This window comes from Rathayibacter tritici, from assembly GCF_001641005.1.
Classification (GTDB): Bacteria; Actinomycetota; Actinomycetes; order Actinomycetales; family Microbacteriaceae; genus Rathayibacter; species Rathayibacter tritici.
This window is the reverse complement of the sequence record NZ_CP015515.1, coordinates 568,243-587,922: the sequence shown is the minus strand read 5'-3', so window position 1 is coordinate 587,922 and position 19,680 is coordinate 568,243. Positions and strand designations below refer to the sequence as shown.

The following is a 19,680-nucleotide window of genomic DNA, read 5'->3' as shown; positions in this document are numbered from 1 at the left end:
GCTCAGTTGCCCGAGAAGGCTCGTTCTCGGGAGGGAGAACGAGCCTTCTCGGGCAACTCAGCGCCGCGGGGGTGGAGGGGGCTACCAGCGGGGGTGGATGGTGGGGCGGAAGTGGGTGTCGTAGAGGGCGTTGACGGCCTCCATGAAGGCGGGGCCGAGGGGGGCGGCGGAGGCGGCGTTGGCGCGGGCCTGCTCGGGCGAGCGGGCTCCGGGGATCACCGAGGTGACGCCCTCCTGCTGGATGACCCAGGCCAGAGCAGCGGCCGCAGGGGCGAGGCCGTGGTCGTCGGCCAGGCGCGAGAACTCCTGCGCCGCCTCCACGCCGGTTGCGAAGTCGACGCCAGAGAAGGTCTCGCCGACGTCGAAGGCGGAGCCGTCGCGGTTGTAGCTGCGGTGGTCCTCCGGAGCGAAGGTGGTCTCGGTCGTGTACCGGCCGCTGAGCAGGCCGGAGGCGAGCGGGACGCGGGCGAGGATGCCGACGCCGGCCTCGCGGGCGGCGGGCAACACCTCGTCGAGCGGCTTCAGGCGGAACGCATTCAGGATGATCTGGACGCTCGCGACGTTCGGGCGGGCGATCGCGGTGAGCGCCTCCTCCGTGCGCTCGACCGAGACGCCGTAGGCCGCGATCGCGCCCTCGGCCACGAGGGTGTCCAACGCGTCGTAGACCGCGTCGTCGGAGTAGACGGAGGTGGGCGGGCAGTGCAGCTGCACCAGGTCGAGGGTGTCGACGCGGAGGTTCGCGCGCGAGCGGTCGGTCCAGGCGCGGAAGTTCTCGAGCACGTAATTCGCGGGGATCTGCTCGGCGCGACGGCCCATCTTCGTGGCGACGACGACCTTCGCGTCCGGATGCGCTGCGCGGTAGGCGCCGATCGTGCGCTCGCTGCGGCCGTCGCCGTACACATCCGCGGTGTCGAAGAGGGTGACCCCCGACTCGACGGCGGCGTCGAGCACGGCGAGCGCGTCGGTCTCGGCGACGTCCCCCCAGTCGGCACCGAGCTGCCAGGTTCCGAGGCCGACGACGGAGACAGGGGCGCCGGTGCGTCCGAGGATTCGAGTGTCCATTGCTCCACCGTAGGTGCCGCCCGGGGAGCGGCGGACCCCCTTGCGCGTGCCCTAACGTCGAGGGCATGTCCCTCCTCGTGCTCGGTAGCGCCAACCTCGATCACGTCCACCGGGTCGCCCGCATCCCTGGGCCGGGAGAGACGGTACTCGCCCTCGACGCGCGCACTTTCCCCGGCGGCAAGGGGCTGAACCAGGCCATCGCGGCGGCCCGCACCGAGCCGGGCACCGTCTTCGTCACGAGCCTCGGCCACGACTCCGCGGGCGACGAGCTCGCCGCAGTCCTCGACGCCGAGCCCCTGGAGCTGCGCGCGCGCCGAGGAGACGTCCGTACCGGCACCGCCCAGATCACCGTCGACGAGCGGGGGGAGAACGCGATCGTCGTCGACTCCGGCGCGAACGCCGCTCTGGTCGGGCTGACCGCGAAGGAGTCGGCGCTCGTCGCGGCGGCCGACGCCGTCCTCCTGCAGCTCGAGATCCCGACCGCGACGGTGACGGAGGCGGCCCGCGCCGCGCGCGCAGGCGGCGCCACGACGATCCTGAACGCCGCTCCGATCGGCCCGCTACCCGAGGAGCTACTGGCGGCGCTGGATGTGCTGATCGTCAACGAGCACGAGGCGCGCGAGCTCGCCGCCGACCGGGGCCTGGGCGGAGACGACGACGACGCACTCGCCGCGGCCCTCACCGCGCTGGTGCCGCTCGTGCTGGTCACACTCGGCTCCGACGGCGTCGTCGTGGCGGTCCGCGGCCGCTCGCCGATTCGCACCCCGGCCTTCCCGGTGGAGGCGGTGGACACCACCGGCGCCGGCGACACCTTCTGCGGCGCGTTCGCGGCCCGCCTCGCGGCGACCGGAGCCGATGAGCCGGAGCACCTGGTCGCCCTCAGCCGCTGGGCGAGCGCGGCCGCTGCGATCTCGGTCACCCGGCACGGGGCTGCGGTCTCCGCGCCGACCGCGGCCGAAACGGAGGCGTTTCTCGCCGAGCGCCGCTGAGCGCTGCCGTCGATCAGTCGACCGCGGCGACCCGCACGCTCACCCGGGGCGATAACTGCGGATGCTCGCGGACGCACCACTCGCGCACCACGGCTCCGATCGCGCGAGCCACATCGGGCGCCGACGCCTCGTCCGTCACACAGAAGTCCACGGCCACCGCCACCTCCTCGCCCGCCACGCGGACCAGCACCGGAGCGGCGAAGGTCCCGCCGCTCGCGGTCCCGAGCGGCCCGACCACGACGCCCGTAGCGCTCAGCACCGCGGCCGCGTGAGCGAGCACGTCGCGCACCTCCGGCCGCGCGGGCACGAGCGCGGCGACACCGTCGAGGGCGCGCAGCTCTGCGGCGAGCGCCGTCACGGGATCAGCGGCCGACGCGGACTCGAGGCCGCTCACGACTCCTCCGGCCCGGGGACGTAGACGTCCTGCACGCGGACGTCGATCCTGACCACCCGCAGCTCGGTCTGGGTCAGCAGCCGCGAGTGCACGCGCTCGCGCACCTGCTGGGCGGCCTCGGCGATCGGGACGCCCCAGAAGACCGAGATCGTCAGATCCACCACGACCTCCGCGCCCGGTTCGGCGACGTCGCCCAACAGGCGGCAGCGGCCCACCAGCACACCGGCGACACTGTCGCCCGCCTCGCGCACCAGTCCGCGGACCGCGCCCTCAGTGATGGTGAGCAAGACGTCGGGCTGGACGCTCGCCAGCGGAATGTCGCGGCCGGCCCGCGCCTCGCGGCGCACCTGGGTCAGGATCGAGCCGAACCAGCTCTCGTGCGGAGCGGGCAGGCGCGCGGCGTCGTCGTCGATGAGCGCGCTGGAGAGAGCGCGCACCCGCTGGAGGGCGCGGAGCGTACGGCGGTGCTCGGGCGATTCCTCGATGACAGGGTCGTACGGCGAGCGCCCTCGGTCGAGGTAGTCGCTCAGCTCGTCGATGCCGATGCCGTCGCCCTCCTGGTCGGGCGCGGTCGGCAGCACGACATCGTGCTCCACCGCGCTCTCCTGCCCGTCGCCGGGACCCTGGTCCGCGTTCATCGCGTCTGCTCCCTCATCGCCAGTCCTCCATCGCCACGACCAGCGACTCGCGCGCGCGAGCGAGCTTGCCCCGCACGGCGGTCACCGTGAGACCGAGGTGATCGGCGATCTCGTGGTACGACTCTCCGCCGACCTCGCGCAGCAGCCAGCACTGTCGCTGCGACTCCGGCAGCTCAGAGAGGGCGTGCGCGAGCGCCCGCATGGCGCCGCTCTGCTCGGCGGCCTCGAAGGGGCCGGGCTCTCGCGACGCCGGGTGCTCCACGGCGTCGACGTCGTCGGTGGGGCGGCGCTGGCGCAGCAGGTCGACGCTGGCGCGGCTGACGATCCGCATCATCCAACTGCGCACGCTCGCCGGCTCCTTGAGCTGAGGCAGCTGCTCCCAGACCGTCATCAGGGCGTTCTGCACCGCGTCGGACGCGTCAGCCTGCGAGCCGGTGAACCGCCAGGCGTAGGCACGCAGGATCGACTGGTGCCGCTTGACGAGCACCTCGAAGGCGCGGACGTCGCCCTCGGCGGAACGCTCAGCGAGCAGCGCATCGCTCGCCGCTTCCAGTCCGGGCACGGCGCCTCCTCCCTGCTCTTGCAGCCTCGGGCCACTCTCAGGTGACGCTCAGAAAAAAGGTGATTCGACACCGTGACGAACGGCCTCCGGGCTCCGTCCCACCTATGAAAGCACAGCCCGAGCGGAATCCCGCCGGACTGAGAACCTCGGTTTGCCCCGTAGCGGCGGCCGCAGAGACGGTCAGGAGACACCATGAGCGACACCACGCGCACCCCCTCCACCCCCCGCGTCGACAAGGCGTCGGTCGATAAGACCTCCGTCGGCAAGACGTCGGTCGACACGGTCACGAGCCTCGGCGGCTCGCAGACCTCTGGTACCGCCCAGGGCACCACGGTCATCGACGACAGCGTCGTGGCCAAGGTCGCCGGCATCGCCGCCCGCCAGGTTCCCGGCGTCTTCGCCCTCGGTAACAACGCCGCCCGTGCCTTCGGCGCGATCCGCCAGGTCGTCGGAGGCGCCGACCACGCGCAGGGCGTCAGCGTCGAGGTCGGCGAGACCCAGGTCGCGGCCGACGTCACGATCGTCGTCGAGTACCCGGTTCCGATGCAGAAGGTGGCCGACTCCGTCCGCTCCGCTGTCTCCGAGGCCATCACCGAGCTGGTCGGCATGGCCGTCGCCGAGATCAACGTCGCGATCGTCGACGTGCACATCCCGGGCGAGGACAAGGACGACGAGGCCGCCGAGAGCCGCGTCCGATGAGCGACGTCCAGCGCCCCGCACCCGGTGGCCGCAGTACCGTCCTCGGCGTCGTGGTCGGCGCGGTCCTCGCCTTCGCGGCCCTGATGTTCGGCTTCTGGGGCTTCGTCCTCACCGCCGTCTTCATGGCACTGGGCATCGTGATCGCTCGCATCGCCGACGGCTCCCTCGACGTGCGCAGCCTCGTGGACGTGTTCCGCGGCCGCACTACCTCCCGCTAGGAGCCGCCGTGACCGCTCTCGACACGCCTTCCGCATCGCCGGTGGCGGGCACCGTCACCATCACCGTCCGCTCCATCGAGCGCGCGGCCGTCGCGATCGCGCACGAGGAGCTGGGCGTGGAAGTCTCGGCCATCCGCGTCCGCCTCTCGGACGATCACGGCGGCCTCGCGCTCGCGGTGACCGCCCCGGTCGTCCTCGAGTCCGGTGCCGTTCCCGCGGGCGGATCACTGCTCGAGCGCCTGCACGGCGACCGCGCCCGTATCGCCTCCCGGATGGAGGCACTGACCGGGCGCACCGTCAGCCGGATCGACATCCGGGTCACCGGCACCCGCACCCGGAGCACGAGGAGAGTCGTATGAGCCCGTCGGCCCCCACCACCCGCTACCGCCGCTACCTCCGCCGCGAGACCCATCGGTCTCGTTCGGCCGCGCAGATCGTCGTCCTGGTGCTGATCGCCCTGGTCGCCGCCTACGTCGGCACGGAGGCGGTTCTCGCCGTCCTCGGCGCCAGTGCTCTGCTCGCCACTCCCTCGGCGCTGCTCGGCGGGATCGTCGGAGTCGCGTCTCTTGCGAACACCGCTCTCATCGGGCTCGCGGTCGGCGCGGGCGTCCTCGCCCTCGTCCTGCTGGTGCTCGCGCTGGCGCCCGGCTCGCGTGCGCGCCACACCGTCGACAACGACCGCCTCGCCGTGGTCGTGGACGACGGCGTGATCGCCTCCGCGCTCGCCCGCACCGCCCGTACGGCCGCTCACTCCCGTCGCGAGGACACTCGCGCCTCGCTCGGTCGCCGCACGGCACTGGTCGACGTGACCCCCGCCTCGGGTATCGCCGTCGACCGCGATGCGGTGCAGAGTGCTGTCGACGACGAGCTCGGCCGCATCGCCGCCTCGCCCACCCCGCGCGCCACCGTCCGCATCTCGACGTCCGGGAGGATCTGATGACCACGAGCAACCGCTTCGTCAACCGCCTCGTCCTCTTCGTCGTGGGCCTCGTGCTCGCGGCCGTCAGCGTGGGGGCCGTCCTGATCGCCGTCGCGCAGCCGGTCCGTGACTCGATGCTCTCCTTCGCAGACGGCCAGGGCGCCGACCTGGTCTCGCGCCTCTCGCCAGAACAGGGCACCGCGTGGAGCGATGCGGCGGTCCTCTGGCCGCTCTACGCCATCGTCGGGATCTGCCTGCTCGGCATCGTCCTGGCGCTCGTGATGGCCTTCGCCCACGGCCGCGGCCGCACCACGACGGTCCTCCGCGAGGAGGCCGAGGACGGGCCTGCCGGCGGGATCGAGATTGCGACCGGCTTCGCCGAGGACGTGCTCGAGAACGCTCTCGCCGGACGCACCGAATTGCTCGATGTCACGGTCGCGGCCTACCGGCACGGCTCGGACACCGCGCTCAAGGTCCGGGTCCTCCCCCGCGCCGGGGTCTCGCCGCGGACCGTCGTCGACGCGGTGCATCACGAGGTGATCGCCCTCGACACCCTGCTGGGTGCTCGCCTGCCGGTTCTGCTCGAGATCGCGTCCAGCGCCCGGGCCGGGTTCTCGAAGGAGGATCGGGTCGCCTGACCCGCCACGCTCGTCGGTACCCACCGGCGGGCGATCATACGGAACAGACGCAGCCCTTGACGGGTGCAGACGACACGAATCGCAGCCGTGAATCGTGTCGGCAAGGCCAGGGAGGCCGTCGGCAAGCTGACCCACAGCGAAGGGGCCGTCACCGCATCAGCGGAGGCGGCCCCTTCGCTGTCACCGCATCAGATTCCCCAGAACGTGATCCGGGCGGCGGAGGCCGAGTCGATGCTCTGGTCGTAGTTGTCGGCGGTGTGCGAGGAGTAGAGGATCGTGTCGCCGTCGACTCTCGTCACAACGCCGGTGTGGTCCCAGTCGCCCGAGCCGTTCCAGTCGAACTGGACGATGTCGCCCGGCTTCACCAGGTTCCGCTCCGAGTTCGAGATCGGCGTCGCGCGCTCGGGATGCGCCTCGAGATAGGCGTGGAACGCGGTGGAGGACGCCCAGGCCGAGCTGTAACCGCGGGAGGAGGAGTAGCTCCACTCGCCGTCCATCTCCCAGCCGCGGGCGATCAGCGACTGCGAGGCGAAGTTGACGCAGTCGTTGCCCGGGATCACGCCGTACTGGGCTGAGTTGTCGTCGCTCCAGTAGGTACGGAGGTAATCGAGCTGGGAGGCGAGGCGGCTCGCGTCGAGCGCGGCCTGCGCGTTCGCAGCCTCGATCGCCGGGTCGGGCGTGTAGGCGAAGGTGATCGCCGAAGCGACGACCTTCGTGCTGGCGAGCACGCCGATCGCGGCGGAGCCGGACGCGGCGGCGGGCCCGGCGGCGGCGGGCCCGGCAGTGGCGCTCGCGGTCGGAGCGGCGAGGTCGGTCGAGGCCTGCGCCGTGGTACCCGCCGCGGAATCCGACGTGTCGACGGCAGGCTGCACCGCATCGGCGGGGGCGCCGTCGACGGTGACCGCGGCGGCGGAGTCGGTGACCGCGTCGAAGGTGATCGGGTGGCCGTCGGCGTCGAAGAAGGCAACCGGGACCTCGCCCGTCGCCTCGCCGTCCGCAGGCGGAGCCGTGACCGTGATCTGGTCTCGGTTCTCCACGGCCACACTGCCCTCGGCGTCGCCGAACCGAACCGTGGCGACCGCGTCGAGGTTCGCTCCCTCGAGCGTGACGCTGGTGCCGCCCGCGACGGTGCCGGAAGTGGTCGAGACGGAGCTGAGCACGACCCGCGCGGAGGCGGTGGTCGCGGGGAGCACGGCGACGCCGGCCGCCGTCGGGGGAGCGGACGCCGACGCGGACCCCGACTCAGCGGAGGAGCCTGCGCCGACCGTGAGGCTCAGGCTCGAGGCGACGGCCACGACGACGAGGCCGCCGGAGACGGCGAGCACCATCGTGCGCGGAGAGGGGCGAAAGGGGCGGACGAAGGAGGCGCCGCGGCGGGCGGACGCGGTGCGAGTCCGGTGCCCCTCAGCCTCGTGGCGGTCGCGGCGGGAGGCGAAGGACGCCTCGCCGGCGAGCTGCGGCCGGGCCGGGGCCGAGGGTCGCGCGGCGGTGGCGAGAGCAGCGGCGGGGCGGAGGCGACCCTCGCGCTCGCGCAGGTCACGACGGGTGAGCGGCGCTGCGGGGGTCTCGGGGTGGTCGGCGGGCAGGGCGGAGCGGGTGGAACGAGGGGGCACAGAGAGATCTCACGGTTCGGCGGCCCAGCGGGGGGACCGGGCTCGGGAGCAGGGGAAGCGGTGATGTCACCAGGCGGGGTGGGCGACCGGTATGACCAGCCTCCGAAATCGCTCCGAGTAACAGTACGGTAACGAGCGGCGCGTGTCACGCCCGGTCGTGTCCGTCTGTCACCACGAGACCGGCTAGGACGTGGTCCCCGGCGCGTAATCGGGCGCATCCGGAAGGCCGAAAGCTCGCTCGAGCGTCTCGATACCGGAGTCGTGCAGGTAGCCGGCGAGCGGGGTGCCGACATAGCGCAGGTGGTACGGCTCCGACTCGTACCCCGTGATCGAGGTGGTGTCCGGCTTGTACCGCACCAGGAAGCCGAACCGGTGCGCGTTCGCGCCGACCCACTGTCCCTCCGCAGTGTCACCCCAGCAGATCTCGAGCGCGCACTCTCCCGATGCTCCGACCACGTCCACCGCCCAGCCCGTCTGGTGCTCGCTGTGCCCCGGGCGCGCGCTGGTGGCATCCGCTCCCGCTTGCCCGCGCGAGGACACCCAGCCCGCGTAGACACGGACCTGCGTGTCGTAGGAGCGGTAGGCGCTCTGCACGGCGAGCGAGAGGCCCGCCTCACTTCTGGCCGCAGTGAAGAGCGAGACGAGGGCGTCGGCCGTGGCCTGGCGCATCGGCTGGCGGTTGACGTAAGGCACGTCGGGGAAGGCCAGGTCGGCCGGGACGTAGTCGACAGGCGAGAGTGTCCGGAGCTTGTTGACGACGACCCAGGTGCTCGCCGGATCATCGACGGACTGCGCGCCGAGGTCGATCCCCGAGGAGGAGGGTGTCGGGGTCGGCTTCGCAGCGGCGGTGGCCGAGGCGGTCGTCGTAGCGGTGGTGAGGGGCGACGGCGGCACAGGCGTCGACGACGGGGCCGGGGCGCCGTTCCCGATGGCGGCTCCCACGCCCAGCGCAGTCAGGCCCGCCGCCGCGGCGACTCCTCCGATGACTAGGGCTCGGCGGCGGACCGGGCGAGGGCCGGTCGGCTCGTTCTCGTTCAGCGTCATCCTCCGAGCCTAGACAGACCCGGTGTCACGAGCCCGGAGCACAGCGGGCGAAAGCACCGGCGAGCGGATCTGTCTACCCATGCCCCTCCACGTGAGAGGCGCATATCCTCTAAGGATTCACATAAGCGGACCCCTAGCTTGAGTGACAGACACGACTCCGCGTGCGACCGCCCCTTCCGGCCGCACGGCCCCCCGGAGTCGTCGACGAGAGGACACCATGCTCCGACCCCTCACTGCGCCTTCCGTTCCTCTCGCTGCACTCGCACGGACGCTCGAGCTCGGGGGCGACGACGACCTCACGACCGAGATCAGCGGAGTCACACTGATCGCCTCCGATGTCGAACCAGGCGACCTCTTCGTCGCACTGCCCGGCGTGAACCGTCACGGCACCGACTTCGTCAAGCAGGCCGCCTCGCGCGGGGCGGCAGCCGTGCTCACCGACGGCGCAGGAGCGGCGTCCGCCCGAGCGACCGGGTTGCCCGTCCTCGTGGTCGACCAGCCGCGCTCGCGACTGGGTGCGATCGCCTCCGCCGTCTACGGCACGGCTGAACGCTCCCCGGTGCTCCTGGGCGTGACCGGCACCAACGGCAAGACGTCGACCGTGCACATGCTCGAGGGGATCCTCCGCCAGCTCGGCGTCGTCCCGGGCTTGAGCTCGACAGCCGAGCGCCACATCGGCGATACGTCGGTGACCAGCGGTCTCACCACGCCGGAGGCCACCGAGCTGCACGCGCTGGTCGCCCGAATGGAGGAGGAGGGCGTCGGCGCCGCAGCAATCGAGGTCAGTGCGCAGGCCCTCACTCGGCACCGCGTCGACGGCGTCGTCTTCGACGTCGCGGGGTTCACCAACCTCAGCCACGACCATCTCGACGACTACGGCGACATGGACACCTACTTCGGCGAAAAGGCGCAGCTCTTCCGGCCCGATCGGGCCCGCCGCGCCGTCGTCTCGCTCGACTCCCCCGCTGGTGCCCGCCTCTGCGAGGTCGCCGGCGTGCCGATCACCACGATCACCTCCGTCCCCGGCGTGGACGCCGACTGGATCGTGACCGTGCTCGAGCAGCAGTTCGGCCGCACCCGGTTCCGGCTCGAGAACCGCGAGGGCCGCGCGATCACGACGTCCGTCCCGATCATCGGCGTGCACATGGCGGCCAATGCCGGTCTCGCCATCGCGATGCTGATCGAAGCCGGCTGGCCAATCGGTGAGATCCGTGCCGCCCTGCACCGCGACGGCGGAGTGGACGCCTCCCTTCCCGGACGCACCGAGCGCGTCTCGGGCGAGCGCGGTCCCACGGTGTACGTCGACTTCGGCCACAGCGCCGACGCCTTCGCGCGCACACTCGAAGCGGTTCGCGAGGTCACCCCGGGTCGCGTGATCATGGTCTTCGGGGCGGACGGCGATCGTGATGCGCTCAAGCGTCCCGCGATGGCCGAGGCCGCGGTCCTGGGCAGCGACGCGCTGGTGATCACCGATCACCACCCGCGCTTCGAGGACCCGGCCTCAATCCGTCGAACCCTCGTCGACGCCGCCCGCGCTGCCCGCCCCGATGCCGAGCTCCACGAGGTCGACGACCCCAAGCGCGCCATCCGCGTCGCCGTCTCCCTGGCGCACGAGGGCGACGCCATCCTCTGGGCCGGTCCCGGGCACCAGAACTACCGCGACATCCTCGGTGTCCGCACCCCCTACTCCGCGCGAGCGGAGGCGCGTGCTGCGCTGCGCGAGGCCGGCTGGGCGGACGAGGCGGTCCCGGCCACGGCGTGACCCGCGACTCCGGCGGACCTGAGATACTGCTCAGGTTGATGGGACCCCCTGTCGCAAACTTCACACGCGATGTAACTTTGCGCAGCACGCAACGTTTGCGGCGGATTGCCGTGCCTGGACGCGTCCGCCAGACAAGGGGACCACCGTGGCCGACTCCGCCTCCGCTCCATCCGCCGCGACCGCGACGCCCTCCGGCGCCGTGATGTCGCACCGCCAGATCCTGTTCGTCATCTTCGGCCTGATGGCCGGGATGTTCCTTTCTTCGCTCGACCAGACGATCGTCGGCACCTCGATGCGCACCATCGCGGACGACCTCGACGGCCTCTCGCAGCAGGCGTGGGTGACCACTGCCTACCTGATCGTCTCGACGATCGCGACGCCCATCTACGGCAAGCTCTCCGACATCTTCGGCCGCCGGCCGCTCTACCTGATCGCGATCGTCCTGTTCCTGATCGGTTCGACTCTCGCGGGCTTCTCGACCTCGATGCTCGGCCTCGCCGGCTTCCGCGCCGTGCAGGGCCTCGGCGCCGGCGGATTGATGTCGCTCGCGCTCACCGTGATGGGCGACATCCTCCCCCCGCGCGAGCGCGCTAAGTATCAGGGCTACTTCCTCGCCGTCTTCGGCATCTCGAGCGTCGTCGGCCCCCTCATCGGCGGCCTGCTCGCCGGCACTCCCGAAATCCTCTTCATCACCGGGTGGCGCTGGGTCTTCCTGATCAACCTGCCGATCGGCGCCGTGGCGCTGTTCATCGTGGTCCGCTTCCTGCACCTCCCCAAGCCCGCCGGCAAGCGCTCGGTGCGGATCGACTGGTGGGGCGCCTCGCTCGTGGTCATCGCCGCCGGCCCGCTGCTGTTGATCGCGGAGCAGGGCCGGGAGTGGGGCTGGGGCTCGCCGATCGCCTGGGTCTGCTACCTCGTCGGCGCGCTGGGTATCGTCGGCTTCATCGCGGCCGAGCGGCTGATGGGCGACGACGCGCTGATCCCGCTCAAGCTCTTCCGCTCGCCCACCTTCTCGATGGCGACCGTGCTGGGCGTCCTGGTCGGCTTCGGCATGTTCGGCGGCATGATGGCGATCCCGCTGTACCTGCAGCTGGTCAATGGTGCCACGCCGACCGAGTCCGGCTTCCTGATGCTGCCGATGATCCTTGGCTTGATGATCGCCTCGATCGTCTCGGGGCAGATCATCTCGCGTACCGGCCGTTACCGGGCCTTCCCGATCGTCGGCACCTTCCTGATGTCGGCCGCGTTCCTCTACTTCAGCTTCGTGACGATCGACAAGCCCGTGATCTTCATGATGGGCGGGATGCTGCTGCTGGGCCTGGGGCTCGGGCAGATGATGCAGACCCTTACCCTGGCCTCGCAGAACTCGGTCGACGTGGCGAACATGGGAGTCGCGACCAGCGCCTCGACGTTCTTCCGACAGATCGGCGGCACGCTGGGCACCGCCGTCATCTTCTCGGTGCTGTTCAGCCGCATCCCCGAGACCATCGCCGCAGCGTTCAGGAACCCGGTGCTCTCGGCCGACCTGCAGCGGGCGGCCACCGACCCGGCCGTCGTCGCGGACCCGGCCAACGCCGGCATCCTGAAGCTGCTCCAGTCGCAGGACACCGCGGCGATCGGCTCCGCTCTCGACGGAGACACCTCGTTCCTGAACACGGCGGACCGCGCCCTCTCCGCCCCGTTCCTGACCGGGTTCAACGACGCGACGGTGACCGTCTTCCAGGTCGCGCTGGGCGTCGTCCTGCTGGCCTTCGTGCTCTCGTGGTTCCTCAAGACCCCGCCGCTGCGGGCGAAGTCGGCCATGCAGGAGGCGCACGACCAGGCCGCCGAGGACAGCGCTGAGGAGCTGCGGCGCACCGATCCGCAGCTCGCCGCGCGCGCCGGTGCCGACCTGGCCGCGGGCAGCATCGAGCCGGACGTCCGAACGGATTCTGTCCCGACCGCCGGGCCGCGGGACGGGCACGGCGACCACCGCGGCTGAGCGTGCGGCGCCGACCGGTCGCCGCGCCTGGGTCCCCCTCCGAGGCATCGCCTTCGCCGCTCGGACACCGCGCTCATCGCGGTGTCCGGGCTCCTGGGCGGTGCCTCGCCGTCGTCCGGACCGAGATGTCTCAGGTTCCGGCGCGAGAGAGCGCTCCATCGGGGCCCTAGGATGGTCGAACCGCTGCCGAAGGAGTCCGCCATGAGCGCCGCCCCCACCCCCTCCCCCGTGACCCCGAATCTCTCGGAGCAGATCACGCGGGCCGACCGGCTCGCCACTCGCGACTGGCCCGCCGGCTTCCTCTGGGGATCCGCGACCGCTGCCGCCCAGGTCGAGGGCGCCGGGCACGAGGGCGGCAAGGAGGACAGCATCTGGGACGCGTTCTCGCGCGTGCCCGGAGCCGTCGCGAAGGGAGACACTCCCGAGGTCGCGGTCGACCACTACCACCGGATGCCCGCCGACGTGCAGCTGATGAAGGAGCTTGGGCTGGGGTCCTACCGCTTCTCGGTCAGCTGGTCGCGGGTGAAGCCCGGCGACCGCGCCGTGAACCCCGAGGGCCTCGACTTCTACTCCCGCCTGGTCGACGAGCTGCTCGGCGCCGGTGTGCTGCCGTGGCTGACCCTCTACCACTGGGACCTCCCGCAGGCCGTCGAGGAGACCGGCGGCTGGGCGAACCGCGACACCGCCGAGCGCTTCCGGGACTACGCCGAGGCTGTCTACGAGAGCCTCGGCGACCGGGTGCAGCACTGGACCACGTTCAACGAGCCGTTCTGCTCGACCCTGCTCTCGTACGGAGCAGGCGTGCACGCTCCCGGCGTCGTCTCGCAGCAGAAGGCCCTCGCCGCCGTCCACCACACGCACCTCGCCCACGGGCTGGCCGTCTCGACGCTCCGGCAGCTCGGCGCGCAGAACCTGGGCATCACGCTCAACCTCTCGAACGCCGTCCCCGACGACCCCGAGGACGAGGCCGACCTCGACGCCGCGCGCCGCTTCGACGCGCTCCAGAACCGCATCTTCCTCGACCCGCTGCTGCGCGGCGAGTACCCCGAGGACCTGCTCGAGGACGTCGCCGGGCTCGGCCTCGACGAGCTGATCGTGGACGGGGACCTCGACCTCATCTCGCTCCCGCTCGACTTCCTCGGCGTGAACCACTACCACGACGACAACGTCTCGGCCCACCCGCTGCCGGCCGGCGCCGAGGACTTCGCGCAGGCGACCGACCGCGAGGTCGGCTCCCCCTGGGTCGGCTCCGAGTTCATCACCTTCCCCTCGCGCGGGTTGCCGCGCACCGCGATGGACTGGGAGGTGAACCCGGACGGGCTGCGCTACCTGCTGACCCGCCTGGGCCTGGAGTACGAGAACCTTCCTCCGCTCTACGTGACCGAGAACGGCGCCGCTTACGATGATGTCGTGCTCGAGAACCGCGTCCCCGACGTGGACCGCACACAGTACGTGCTCGATCACGTCGAGAAGGTCGCCGACGCGATCGACCAGGGCGCCGACGTCCGCGGCTACTTCGTCTGGTCGCTCCTGGACAATTACGAGTGGGCGTGGGGCTACGAGAAGCGCTTCGGCATCGTGCGCGTCGACTACGGAACGCAGGAGCGGATCGTGAAGGACTCGGGCCTGGTCTACTCCCGACTGCTCGGCGGCAGCGCCGCGGCGACCCTCGGCTGACCCGTGAGTGAGGCGACGGGCATCCGCAGCGGGGGCCGCTCTCCCACCCTCGAGATGGTCGCGGCGCGGGCCGGAGTCTCGCGCGCGACCGTGTCGCGGGTGGTCAACGGGGCCCCGCAGGTCGCGGCCGAGATCGTAGCCGCCGTCCAGAAAGCCATCGGTGAGCTCGACTACGTGCCCAACCGCGCGGCCCGGATGCTCGCCTCGCGGCGCACGCAGTCGATCGCGCTGATCGTGCCGGAGTCGACAGCCCGAGTCTTCGCGGATCCGTTCTTCGCCGCGATCGTGCAGGGCGCCGCGATGCGCCTGGCCGACACCGACTACACGCTCTCGATGCTGATCGCCTCCGAGACCGACGGCGAGAAGACGCGGCGCTACCTCCTGGGCGGCAATGTCGACGGCGCGCTCGTGGTCTCGCACCACTCGGGCGACCACTCCTACGCGGCACTCTCGGGCACGCTGCCGATCGTCTTCGGCGGGCGGCCGCTTTCGCCGGAGGAGCGCGGTTCCTACTTCGTGGACGTCGACAACGTCGAGGGCGCGGCCGTCGCCACAGCCCACCTGATCGAGCGCGGCCGGCGCAGGATCGCGACCATCGCGGGACCCGCTGATATGCCGCCCGGCGTGGATCGCCTGATCGGTTGGCGCGGCGCCCTGACCGACGCGGGCCTTGCCGACGACCTCGTCGAGTGGGGCGATTTCTCGCCCGCCAGCGGCACCGAGGCGATGCGCCGCCTCCTCGCCCGCGACCCCGACCTCGACGGCGTCTTCGCCGCAAACGACCAGATGGCGGTCGGCGCGTACGCCGCGCTGCGCGAAGCCGGACGACGGATCGCCGAGGACGTGTCGGTCGTCGGCTTCGACGACGACCTCTTTGCGCGAAACGCCGTGCCCGCGCTGACGACGGTGCGTCAGATCCCCGACGAACTCGGCGCCCGCATGATCGAGCTGCTGACCGCCCGGATCGAGGGCCTTCCCGTGGAGCACCGCACGCTGATGCCGACGACGCTCGTGGTGCGCGCGAGCAGCTGAGCCCTGCCCGCGAGACTCCAGAAGTTGTCGCAGTCGGCGTCGAGTGCGACAACTTCTGCGCTCTCGCGGGGACCGGTCGGTGGGGAGCGTCACGGTCGCCAGCCGTGGGCGTCGAGGGCAGCACGCAGCTCGGCGATTGTCCGAGCCCGGCCGCGAGCCAGACCCTCCGCGCGGACGACCACGACGATCCAGCCCGCGAGATGCAGGGCGAGGAGCCGCTCGCGGTCGCGGGAGAACTGCGCGTCGTCCGTCCGGTGCTGGCCGCCGTCGTACTCCGCCACAACCTTCCACCGTCTGAAGACCAGGTCGCCGATCGCCAGCAGGCGGCCATCGACTCTGATCTCGGCGTTCACCTCGGGCGCCGGCAGTCCCGCCTCCTGCACGAGCGCGCGAAGCAGCGTCTCCTTCCGCGAGGCGGCCCCCGTCGACGCGAGCTGCAGCGCCACCGTCAGCCCGCGTCGGCCTCGGCCGCCATGACCGGCCAGGCGGTCCTGCAGCTCCAGAAGCGTCACGAAGGGCCGAAGCTCGCCTCGGCGCGGAAACCGCGGTTCGAAGAGAAGGTGATCGGTGGCGGCGAGCAGATCACGCGCAGACAGCAGCGAACCGAGGGCGATCCACGTCGACGCCGCTCCCGTGACCGGGAGACCGTGCCGCTGCACTCTGTCGGTCTCCGCGAGGGTATGACCGATCACGCCCCGAGTCCTCGGGGGCCGGTGCGGTCTCGTCGCAGCGACGTGGATCGGATCGTCCTCTTCTGGTCGCGCCGGGAGCGGCACGCCCCACGCTTCGGCAGCGGTCAGGTGGGAGAAGAGCTGCCAGGGCCGAAGCCGGGGCAGGTAGGCGACGGCTCGTTCGAGATGCGTGACCGGCATCACGCGGGTGCGCACTCCGTGGAACGGGCTGGCCAGGGTAGGAGCGCGCAGCTGCGCATCCGTCGCCCCTGCGCGGAGCGCCGCGCGCCGGGTGAAAGCTCCGAGATCAGTACTGGACATGCCGCCACTCTGGCGCTCACGCGCCTCCCCCGGCGCCCGCACTCCACCATCAGTGGACGATCCGCCGATCCCGCCCCTGTGGAGGAGCGTTGCCCGCCGCCACTGTCCAAAAGTTGTCGCACTCGGCGCCGAGTGCGACAACTTTTGGACAGTGGGCGGAGGCCGCGCAAGGGCGGGGCCGAGCCCGCGTCAGAGGAAGAGGGGGGCCGGGGAGAGAGTGGCGAAGCGGCGGCGCATGACGGCGACCGCATCCGCGTGCTCGTCGACGAGGACGAAGCGGCGGCCCAGGGCGTGGGCGACCGCCCCGGTCGTACCCGAGCCGGCGAAGAAGTCGAGAACGGCGTCGCCCTCGCGGCTGGAGGCCTGCACAATGCGGCGGAGGATCCCCTCCGGCTTCTGCGTCGGGTAGCCGGTCTTCTCGCGGCCGGTCGGCGAGACGATGGTGTGCCACCAGACATCGGTCGGTCGCTTGCCGCGCTCGGCCTTCTCGGGGGTGACCAGACCGGGGGCCATGTACGGCTCACGGTCCACGGCCGCGGAGTCGAAGTGGTAGCCGCGTGAATCCTTCACGTAGACGAGGATCGTGTCGTGCTTGGTCGGCCAGCGGCGGGTGGCCTTCGCCCCGTAGTCGTACGCCCAGATGATCTCGTTCAGGAAGCACTCGCGGCCGAAGAGCGCGTCGAGCAGCACTTTGGCGTAGTGCGCCTCGCGGTAGTCGAGGTGGAGGTAGAGCGTGCCGTCATCGGCCAGGAGGCGCCATGCCTCGGCCAGCCGAGGCTCGAGGAACGACCAGTAGTCGTCGAAGTGGTCGTCGTAGCGGAGCAGGTCGCCGCGGATCCGCTCGTAGCTGCGCCCCTTGAAGCCGGCGATCGTGCCGGTGGCGGAGCGGAGGGAGGTGGTCGAGGTCCGCACCTGCGCCCGGCCGGTGTTGAACGGCGGGTCGAGGTAGACGAGGGTGAAGGCCCCGTCGGCGAGCTGCGGGAGGACCTCGAGGTTGTCGGCGTGGAACACTGCGCTCCGTGATTCCGGGACGCTGTCCGCGATCTGGATGGTCCTGGGCATCCGGCAATTGTGCCAGTGCGCGCGCGGCCGACGACACGCTCCGCGCGTCGCGGGCACTCGGCGGGGCACCGGGATGCTCCGGCGTAGAGTGGCGCGATGATCTCCGAGGTGCGCCACGACGAGGACTCGTCCCGCTACACGCTCTGGCTCGACGGTGAGAACGTCGGAGTGGTCGACTACGCCGTCCGCGGCCGCGACGTGGTGTTCCTGCACACCGAGATCGCTCCTGAGCACCGCCACGAGGGGCTCGGCGAGGCCCTCGTCGAGGCGGCTCTCGATGACGCACACGAGCGCTTCAACGGGCGCATCGTGCCGGCCTGCCCGTTCGTCGCCGAGTTCATCGCCGAGCACCCCGACTACCAGGAGCTCCTCGCCGGCTGAGCCGGGCTGAGCCGAGCCGAGTCGGGGAGCCGCCGCTCCCCTCCGACCCGCACGCCCGTCAGGGCACGCGCCGGAGCCACTCCGGAGTCGAGTACTTCGTCCGCACCAGCTCCTCGGCCGCCGCGTACTCCTCCTCGGTCAGCGTCCCCGGCTCGCCGCCGTGCAGCTGCACGAAGGTCGCCTTCATCCGCTCGATGATCTCGGCGCGACTGAGCCCGGTCTGGCTGCGCAGCGGGTCGACGCGCTTCACGGCGGAGGCGATGCCCTTGTCGGACAGCTTCTCGCGTCCGATCCGCAGTACCTGCACCATCTTCTCGGCGTCGATGTCGTAGCTCATGGTCACGTGGTGCAGCACCGCGCCGGAGCCCAGGCGCTTCTGCGCCGCTCCGCCGATCTTGCCGGAGGGCGAGGTGATGTCGTTGAGCGGCTGGTAGACCGCGTCGATCCCGAGCGACTGCAGCGCGCTCACCGCCCACTCGTCGAGGAAGGCGTAGGAGTCGGCGAAGGTCAGCCCCTGCACGAGGTCGCCGGGAACGTAGAGCGAGTAGGTGACGACGCTGCCCGCCTCCATGAACATCGCGCCGCCTCCGGAGATGCGGCGCACCACATCGACGCCGTACTTCGCCGCGTTGTCGAGGTCGACCTCGTTCCGCAGCGACTGGAAACTGCCGATCACGACGGCGGGTCGGTCCCACTCCCAGATCCGCAGCGTCGGTTCGCGGCGGCCCTCGCCCACCGCGGCGGTCAGCACCTCGTCGAGTGCCAGGTGGGTCGCCGGAGGAACGGCCCGGTCGTGCACGATCCGCCAGTCGTAGTCGCGCCAGCTGGTGGCCTGTTGCAGCGAGCGCCGGATCGCGACGGCGACGGCCTCGGGAGTGAAGCCGAGGAGGACCGCATCGGCGGGGAGCGCCTGCCGGATGGCAGCGGCGAGGGACTTCGCGTCCGTCTCGACCGGGAGCCCGATGACCGCCCGGTCGATGTCGTCCAGTGCCGTGTCCGGCTCGAGGAAGAAGTCGCCTGCCAGCCGGAAACCGGCGAACCGTCCGTCGACCACGTCGAGGTCGACGACCACGAGCTTTCCGCCGGGGACCTTGTACTCGCCATGCATGACGCCAGCCTAGGCGCCGCTCGGTGCGGGGAAGCGCTCGCCCAGCCACTCCACCAGATCGGTGGTGACCTCGGCCCGGTTCAGCTCCTGGAAGAGTTCGTGCCGAGCCTCCGCGTAGACGCGCACCGAGACGTCCGTGTATCCCGCGCGGCGCCGGTAGGACCGGGCGAGCGCGCGCACGGAGCGCTCGCCGCCGAGGGTGTCGTCGGCGCCCACCACCAGCAGCAGCGGCAGCGGATGCGCGGGCCGGCGCTTCGGGCGCCCGACCAGCCGCAGGGTCTCGACCAGGCCGATCCGCTGCGCGAGCGGAGTGGTGAAGGTGAGCGGGTCGTCGTGGAACCGCTGCCAGACGTCCGGGTCGCGCGAGAGCCACTCGAGCCCCAGGCCGCCGGGAACGCGGTGCCGCTTCGTCAGGTCGCCCGCATTCATCCAGCCCGGGAGGCGGTAGGCCGTACCGCTGAGCACGAGCGCGGCGTAGTCGGCCGCGTGGTGGTCGATGATCCGCTGCGCCATCAGCGACCCCCAGGAGTGACCGAGCAGCACGATCGGCACGCCGGGGCTCTCCTCGGCGAGCAGCCGGGTCAGGCGGAGGATCGCCGCCTCCGTCGCGCGCAGGCCGCCCGGGCCCAGCAGTCCGAGCCGGGAGGAGTCGCCGCGGTGCTGCTGGAGCCCGGTCCGCCCGTGGCCGCGGTGGTCGTCCGCCGCGACGGCGTATCCCGCGGCGACCAGCGCCTTCGCCACCTCGAGGTAGCGCCCCGAGTGCTCGCCGACGCCGTGGGCGAGCTGCACGATCGCGCGAGGCGCGGGGTGCGGCCACCAGCGGTAGTGGATGGTGACGCCGAAGGCGTCCTCGAAGGTCCTGTCGACAGCGGCGTCGGTCATGCTGACCAGTGTGGCGCTCCGGCCGCT

Annotated in this window: 21 protein-coding genes; 11 read left to right on the top strand and 10 right to left on the bottom strand. The window is 71.5% G+C overall.

Annotated features, from left to right (window positions below; translation table 11 throughout):
• Window positions 1-81 precede the first annotated feature (81 nt).
• On the bottom strand, window positions 82-1,062 hold the full coding sequence (locus A6122_RS02715; RefSeq protein ID WP_068251341.1) for an aldo/keto reductase: 981 nt from the start codon (window positions 1,060-1,062) through the stop codon (window positions 82-84).
• Window positions 1,063-1,127: 65 nt separating this feature from the next.
• Here A6122_RS02715 and A6122_RS02710 point away from each other — a divergent pair, with 65 nt between their 5' ends.
• Window positions 1,128-2,051 carry a ribokinase gene (locus tag A6122_RS02710; protein ID WP_068251337.1) on the top strand — a complete coding sequence of 308 codons (924 nt, stop codon included), beginning with the start codon at window positions 1,128-1,130 and terminating at the stop codon, window positions 2,049-2,051.
• A 13-nt stretch (window positions 2,052-2,064) separates the two neighbouring features.
• Here A6122_RS02710 and A6122_RS02705 read toward each other — a convergent pair whose 3' ends face one another.
• From A6122_RS02705 to A6122_RS02695, 3 genes are read right to left on the bottom strand one after another with little or no spacing between them, the layout of a single operon-like run.
• Window positions 2,065-2,445 carry a hypothetical protein gene (locus A6122_RS02705; protein WP_068251334.1) on the bottom strand — a complete coding sequence of 127 codons (381 nt, stop codon included), beginning with the start codon at window positions 2,443-2,445 and terminating at the stop codon, window positions 2,065-2,067.
• A complete protein-coding gene (locus A6122_RS02700; protein ID WP_084415768.1) occupies window positions 2,442-3,083 on the bottom strand; it encodes an Asp23/Gls24 family envelope stress response protein in 642 nt (213 codons plus the stop codon). The genes A6122_RS02705 and A6122_RS02700 overlap by 4 nt, the downstream gene beginning before the upstream one ends.
• 13 nt (window positions 3,084-3,096) lie before the next feature.
• Window positions 3,097-3,645 carry an RNA polymerase sigma factor gene (locus A6122_RS02695; protein ID WP_068251331.1) on the bottom strand — a complete coding sequence of 183 codons (549 nt, stop codon included), beginning with the start codon at window positions 3,643-3,645 and terminating at the stop codon, window positions 3,097-3,099.
• 192 nt (window positions 3,646-3,837) lie between these two features.
• Between A6122_RS02695 and A6122_RS02690 the strand changes: the two genes are divergently transcribed.
• From A6122_RS02690 to A6122_RS02670, 5 genes are read left to right on the top strand one after another with little or no spacing between them, the layout of a single operon-like run.
• Complete coding sequence (locus A6122_RS02690) at window positions 3,838-4,344, top strand: Asp23/Gls24 family envelope stress response protein (protein ID WP_068251328.1); 507 nt, start codon at window positions 3,838-3,840, stop codon at window positions 4,342-4,344.
• Window positions 4,341-4,562 (top strand): DUF2273 domain-containing protein, encoded by a 222-nt coding sequence (locus tag A6122_RS02685; protein WP_068251326.1) that lies wholly within the window; start codon window positions 4,341-4,343, stop codon window positions 4,560-4,562. The genes A6122_RS02690 and A6122_RS02685 overlap by 4 nt, the downstream gene beginning before the upstream one ends.
• Before the next feature lie 8 nt (window positions 4,563-4,570).
• Complete coding sequence (locus tag A6122_RS02680) at window positions 4,571-4,921, top strand: hypothetical protein (RefSeq protein ID WP_068251323.1); 351 nt, start codon at window positions 4,571-4,573, stop codon at window positions 4,919-4,921.
• The gene (locus A6122_RS02675) at window positions 4,918-5,499 is read left to right on the top strand and encodes a DUF6286 domain-containing protein (RefSeq protein WP_068251320.1); all 582 of its coding nucleotides are present in this window, start codon (window positions 4,918-4,920) and stop codon (window positions 5,497-5,499) included. Before A6122_RS02680 ends, A6122_RS02675 begins: the two co-directional genes overlap by 4 nt.
• Window positions 5,499-6,119, top strand: coding sequence for a hypothetical protein (locus tag A6122_RS02670; RefSeq protein ID WP_068251317.1), 621 nt, complete (start codon window positions 5,499-5,501; stop codon window positions 6,117-6,119). Before A6122_RS02675 ends, A6122_RS02670 begins: the two co-directional genes overlap by 1 nt.
• 188 nt (window positions 6,120-6,307) lie before the next feature.
• Here A6122_RS02670 and A6122_RS02665 read toward each other — a convergent pair whose 3' ends face one another.
• The gene (locus A6122_RS02665) at window positions 6,308-7,732 is read right to left on the bottom strand and encodes an amidase domain-containing protein (RefSeq protein WP_068251313.1); all 1,425 of its coding nucleotides are present in this window, start codon (window positions 7,730-7,732) and stop codon (window positions 6,308-6,310) included.
• 183 nt (window positions 7,733-7,915) lie between these two features.
• Window positions 7,916-8,776: a M15 family metallopeptidase gene (locus A6122_RS02660; RefSeq protein ID WP_084415767.1), complete on the bottom strand. Its 861-nt coding sequence runs from the start codon at window positions 8,774-8,776 to the stop codon at window positions 7,916-7,918.
• 217 nt (window positions 8,777-8,993) lie between these two features.
• On the opposite strand from A6122_RS02660, the gene A6122_RS02655 reads away from it, so the two are divergent.
• The 4 genes from A6122_RS02655 (at window position 8,994) to A6122_RS02640 (ending at window position 15,228) form a co-directional block, all read left to right on the top strand.
• On the top strand, window positions 8,994-10,538 hold the full coding sequence (locus A6122_RS02655) for a Mur ligase family protein (RefSeq protein WP_068251309.1): 1,545 nt from the start codon (window positions 8,994-8,996) through the stop codon (window positions 10,536-10,538).
• 202 nt (window positions 10,539-10,740) lie between these two features.
• Entirely contained in the window at window positions 10,741-12,519 is a 1,779-nt protein-coding gene (locus A6122_RS02650) for an MDR family MFS transporter (protein ID WP_084416146.1), read from the top strand.
• 201 nt (window positions 12,520-12,720) lie between these two features.
• Window positions 12,721-14,196, top strand: coding sequence for a GH1 family beta-glucosidase (locus A6122_RS02645; protein WP_084415766.1), 1,476 nt, complete (start codon window positions 12,721-12,723; stop codon window positions 14,194-14,196).
• Between the two features lie 54 nt (window positions 14,197-14,250).
• A complete protein-coding gene (locus tag A6122_RS02640) occupies window positions 14,251-15,228 on the top strand; it encodes a LacI family DNA-binding transcriptional regulator (RefSeq protein WP_068251303.1) in 978 nt (325 codons plus the stop codon).
• 89 nt (window positions 15,229-15,317) lie between these two features.
• Here the strand turns inward: A6122_RS02640 and A6122_RS02635 are convergent, their stop codons facing one another.
• Together A6122_RS02635 and A6122_RS02630 are read right to left on the bottom strand one after the other, a co-directional pair.
• Window positions 15,318-16,220: a hypothetical protein gene (locus tag A6122_RS02635; protein ID WP_068251300.1), complete on the bottom strand. Its 903-nt coding sequence runs from the start codon at window positions 16,218-16,220 to the stop codon at window positions 15,318-15,320.
• Window positions 16,221-16,409: 189 nt separating this feature from the next.
• Window positions 16,410-17,282, bottom strand: coding sequence for a DNA-methyltransferase (locus tag A6122_RS02630; protein WP_068251297.1), 873 nt, complete (start codon window positions 17,280-17,282; stop codon window positions 16,410-16,412).
• Window positions 17,283-17,378: 96 nt separating this feature from the next.
• On the opposite strand from A6122_RS02630, the gene A6122_RS02625 reads away from it, so the two are divergent.
• Complete coding sequence (locus A6122_RS02625) at window positions 17,379-17,663, top strand: GNAT family N-acetyltransferase (RefSeq protein WP_068251295.1); 285 nt, start codon at window positions 17,379-17,381, stop codon at window positions 17,661-17,663.
• A 58-nt stretch (window positions 17,664-17,721) separates the two neighbouring features.
• On the opposite strand, the gene A6122_RS02620 is transcribed toward A6122_RS02625, so the two are convergent.
• Window positions 17,722-18,771, bottom strand: coding sequence for a lipoate--protein ligase family protein (locus A6122_RS02620; protein ID WP_068251293.1), 1,050 nt, complete (start codon window positions 18,769-18,771; stop codon window positions 17,722-17,724).
• A 9-nt stretch (window positions 18,772-18,780) separates the two neighbouring features.
• Complete coding sequence (locus A6122_RS02615) at window positions 18,781-19,653, bottom strand: alpha/beta fold hydrolase (RefSeq protein ID WP_068251290.1); 873 nt, start codon at window positions 19,651-19,653, stop codon at window positions 18,781-18,783.
• Window positions 19,654-19,680: the final 27 nt, after the last annotated feature.